The sequence below is a fragment of the Kineococcus vitellinus genome (genome assembly GCF_009906315.1).
Lineage (GTDB): Bacteria > Actinomycetota > Actinomycetes > Actinomycetales > Kineococcaceae > Kineococcus > Kineococcus vitellinus.
In genome coordinates this window covers 1-4,190 of sequence record NZ_JAAALL010000345.1, presented here as the reverse complement: position 1 = coordinate 4,190, position 4,190 = coordinate 1, and the positions used below count along the sequence as shown (strand labels likewise).

The 4,190-nt window shown below is 78.7% G+C and carries 5 protein-coding genes; 3 read left to right on the top strand and 2 right to left on the bottom strand.

Going from position 1 to position 4,190, the window contains the following annotated elements; translation table 11 throughout:
* Window positions 1–629, bottom strand: a 629-nt coding sequence (locus GTQ99_RS20510; RefSeq protein WP_338075156.1) for an FAD-dependent oxidoreductase, incomplete at its 3' end; no start/stop codon positions are given.
* Entirely contained in the window at window positions 617–1,693 is a 1,077-nt protein-coding gene (gene hemE / locus GTQ99_RS20505) for a uroporphyrinogen decarboxylase (RefSeq protein WP_166617555.1), read from the bottom strand. The genes hemE and GTQ99_RS20510, both read right to left, overlap by 13 nt.
* 113 nt (window positions 1,694–1,806) lie before the next feature.
* Here hemE and GTQ99_RS20500 point away from each other — a divergent pair, with 113 nt between their 5' ends.
* From GTQ99_RS20500 to GTQ99_RS20490, 3 genes are all read left to right on the top strand, one after another.
* Complete coding sequence (locus tag GTQ99_RS20500; protein ID WP_166617554.1) at window positions 1,807–2,403, top strand: DUF3000 family protein; 597 nt, start codon at window positions 1,807–1,809, stop codon at window positions 2,401–2,403.
* A gap of 146 nt (window positions 2,404–2,549) precedes the next feature.
* Window positions 2,550–3,152 carry a LuxR C-terminal-related transcriptional regulator gene (locus GTQ99_RS20495; RefSeq protein ID WP_166617553.1) on the top strand — a complete coding sequence of 201 codons (603 nt, stop codon included), beginning with the start codon at window positions 2,550–2,552 and terminating at the stop codon, window positions 3,150–3,152.
* A gap of 77 nt (window positions 3,153–3,229) precedes the next feature.
* Window positions 3,230–4,190, top strand: a 961-nt coding sequence (locus GTQ99_RS20490) for an HRDC domain-containing protein (protein ID WP_166617552.1), incomplete at its 3' end; no start/stop codon positions are given.

Below are 4,190 nucleotides of genomic sequence, written 5' to 3'. Positions count from 1 at the left end.
GTCGACGCCGGCGAAGACGGGCGCGTCGCGGGCGGGCCGTGCGCGCCGCGCTCGGCGTGCCGCCACAGCGCCGGCACGGTGGCCCGCAGCGACAGCCGCCCGGCGTGCCCGGCGTAGACCCCGCCCAGCAGCGGCTCGACGAGCAGGTCGACGACGGCCCGCCCGACGCGGCCGGCGACGTAGTCCGCCACCGCCACGTCCTCGTGCAGGGCGGGGGCGGGCAGGTCCTCCTCGGCGCGCACCCGCTCCACGTCGGCGGGGGCGAGCAGCCCGGCGACCTGATCGGCCGAGCCGGGCACCCCCATGAGGGTGCCGGCGGGCAGCGGGTGCAGGCCGCCGCCGGCGCGCACCGCGGCCCGGGCGGTCGCCGGGTGCACGAGGTCGTCGCCGAGCCCGGCGGCGCGCACGAGGTCGACGGCCTCGGGGCGGCGGGCCAGCAGCGACTCCGCGCCGAGGTCGACGACGACGCCGCCGACCTCGCGGCGCTGCAGCACGCCCCCCACCTCGGCGGCGGCCTCCAGCACCTGCACGGCGCAGCCGGCCCCGGCCAGGTGGAAGGCGGCGGTCAGCCCGGAGACCCCGCCGCCCACGACGACGACGCGCGGGCGCGCACCGCTCAGCGGCGCCACGCGTGGACCTCCTGCACCACCCGGGCCAGCACGTCGGGGTCGGCCGACGGCGGCACGCCGTGACCGAGGTTGACCACGTGCCCGCCGCCGGCGCGCTCGCCCTCGGCGAGGACGCGGTGCAGGTCGGCGCGCAGCACCTCCCAGGGCGCGAAGAGCATCGCCGGGTCGAGGTTGCCCTGCACGGCCACGGGCCGCCCGGCCCCCGCCCGCCCGCGCGCGGCGCCCACGTCCAGCGGCACCCGGAAGTCCACGCCCAGCACGTCCACCCCGCCGTCGACGGCGGCCATCGCCCCCAGCAGCTCGCCGGTGCCGGTGCCGAAGTGGGTGCGCGGCACGCCGAGGTCGCCGACGGCCGCGAGCGCCGCGGCCGAGTGCGGGGCCACCAGGCGCTCGTAGTCGGCCAGCGGCACGGAGCCGACCCAGGAGTCGAACAGCTGGACCGCCGAGGCGCCGGCGAGCACCTGCGCGCGCAGGAACGTGCCGGTGATCTGCGCCAGGCGGCCGGCGAGGTCGTGCCACAGCTGCGGGTCGGCGTGCATGAGCGCCTTGGTGCGCAGCAGGTCGCGCGAGGGGCCGCCCTCCACGAGGTAGCTGGCCAGCGTGAAGGGGGCGCCGGCGAAGCCGATGAGCGGCACGCCGCCGCCGATGCCGGCCAGCTCGGCCGTCGTCAGGCGCACCGCCTCGCTGACGTGGGCCAGCTGGTCCAGGTGCAGCTCGGGCAGCCGGTCGAGGTCGGCGCGGGTGCGGATGGGCTCGGCGATGACGGGCCCGGTGCCGGGCACGATCTCGACGCCGACGCCGGCGGCCTCCAGCGGCACGACGATGTCGGAGTAGAAGACGGCCGCGTCGACGTCGTAGCGGCGCACCGGCTGCAGGGTGATCTCGGTGACGAGCTCGGGGCGGCGGCAGCTCTCGAGCATCGTGGTGCCCTCGCGCACCCTGCGGTACTCCGGCAGCGACCGGCCGGCCTGGCGCATGAACCACACGGGCGTGCGCGAGGGGGCGGCGCCCCGGGCCACCTCCCCCCGGGCGACGTGCAGGTAGGGGGCGTTCTCGAGCGGCACCCGCCGATGCTCCCACGAGGCGCCCGCGGCGCCCGATCACGGGATGGTCGCGGTCGCGCGGCGCGCGGCGTGGCTCGCGCCCGGTGCGCGGCGCCCGTGCCAGGCTCCCCGCCGTGAACGCCAGCCGTCCACCGGGCAGCACCGGTGCGCCCCCCGCCTTCGCCGCCGCGGTGTCCGCGGTGCGGGAGGTCCGGCTGCGCGCGGAGGTCTCGCTCACCGAGGTGCCCCCGCCGGCGCGCATCGCGCCGTTCGCGCTCGCGCTGGCCGGCGACGTCCTCGTCGACGGCGAGGAGCTGGCGACCGGCCGCTTCATCCTGCTGCACGACCCCTCCGCGCCGCCGGAGTGGGGCGGGGAGTTCCGCATCGTCACCTACGTGCGCGCGGACCTGGAGGCCGAGCTGGGCGCGGACCCGATGCTCGGCCACGTCGGCTGGTCGTGGCTGGAGGACGGCCTGCGCGCCAGCGGCGCCCGCGCCACCGGCGTCGGCGGCACCGTGACCCGCGTGCTCTCCGAGGGCCACGGCGCGCTCGCGGACCGCCCGCCGTCGGTGGACGTGGAGCTGCGGGCCTCCTGGACGCCGGTGTGGACGCCGGAGGACCCCGAGGCCACCGCCGCGCACCTGCACGCGTGGGGCGAGCTGCTGTGCACCGTGGCGGGGCTGCCGCCGCTGCCCGAGGGCGTCGTGCCCCTCGGGCGGCGGCAGTACTGAGACCCGCGTCACAGCCGGTGGTGGTCCATCACCCCACCGGAGCAGCACGTGGAGGTCAAGGCCGACCCCGCGGGAGCCGATCACTCCTCAGACACACCCAGGCGCTCCGCACCAGGCGGGCGCCCCACGCCTGCAGGAGGACGACGGTGACTGCGCTCGTCGAACGCCCCGGGATGGCTGTTCCCTCCCGTCTCGGCCGCTTCGCGGCCCTGGTCGCCGTCGCGGACCCCGTGGTCCGCGAGTCGGTGACGCGCACGCTGCGCATGCTCGGCGCCGTCAACGTCGAGCACGCCACCAGCGTCGCGCAGGCCCGCGCCATGGCCCGCACCGGCCCGCGCGCCCTGTTCATCGCCGACGCCGGCCTGCCGGACGGCTCCGGCGCCCAGCTCGTCTCCGAGCTGCGCGCGGCGGGCTGGAACCGCTGCGTCGTGCTCTCCAGCAACGCCGACCCGTTCGCCGTGCGCGGTGCGGTCGCGGCCGGGGTGCGCTGCTACCTCGTCACCACCCGCCCCGAGGGCGTGGGCTTCGAGGGCCGCGGCGGGGAGGCGGGCGTCGACTCGCTCTCCGAGCGCGAGGTCGAGGTGCTGCAGCACGTGGCCGACGGGCGCTCCAACAAGGACACCGGCGCCCTGCTGGGCCTGTCCGCCCTGACGGTCAAGAGCCACCTGGCCCGCATCGCGCGCAAGCTGGGCACCGGCGACCGCGCCGAGATGGTCGCCATCACCCTGCGGGCCGGCGTCATCCAGTGACCACCGCCCGCGCGCGGTGGTCGCGCGCGGGCCGACCGGCCGGTCACCCGGCCACCGCCGTCCCGTACGGTGGAGCGGTGACCGACGCGCCGACCGAGCCGGAGCAGCCCGAGCTGCCCCTGCTGTCGGCGCCGGCCGAGGGCCTGCCGCCGGTCGTGGCCGACGAGGCCGCGCTGGCCCGCACCGTCGAGGCGTTCGCGGCCGGGAGCGGACCGGTGGCCGTCGACGCCGAGCGCGCCTCCGGGTACCGCTACGGCCAGCGCGCCTTCCTCGTGCAGCTGCGCCGCGAGGGCGCCGGCACGGCCCTGGTCGACCCCGCGGCGCTGCCGGACCTCTCCAGCCTCGGCGAGGTCCTCGGCGACGTGGAGTGGGTCCTGCACGCCGCCAACCAGGACCTGCCCTGCCTGGCGGAGCTGGGCATGCGCCCGACGCGGCTGTTCGACACCGAGCTCGGCTCGCGCATCGCCGGCCTGCCCCGCGTGGGCCTGGGCGCCGTCGTCGAGGAGCTGCTGGGGCTGCGCCTGGCCAAGGAGCACTCGGCCGTCGACTGGTCGACGCGGCCGCTGCCCGAGCCGTGGCTGACCTACGCCGCCCTCGACGTGGAGGTGCTCGTCGCGCTGCGCGACGCCCTCGCCGAGCGCCTGGCCGCGGACGGCAAGCTGGAGTGGGCGCTGCAGGAGTTCGCCGCGGTCGCCGCCGCGGAACCGCCCCCGCCGCCGGCCGAGCCGTGGCGCCGGGTCTCCGGCCTGCACGCCGTCCGCTCGCGCCGCCAGCTCGCCGTCGTGCGCGAGCTGTGGCAGGCCCGCGACGCCGAGGCCCGCCGCCGCGACACCTCCCCCGGCCGGCTGCTGCCGGACTCCTCGATCGTCGCGGCCAGCGGGTCCTTGGCGGCCCAGGTGCGCGGCGGCGGCGGCCCGTCCCCGCGCGGCGCGTGCGCCGGCAGCTCCGCCTCGGGCGTGGCCAGGCCGCGGGCGACGGCGTCGGCCCACAGCTGCAGGCGCGAGCGCGCCGCGCGGCCGGTGAAGCCGGAGGTGGCGG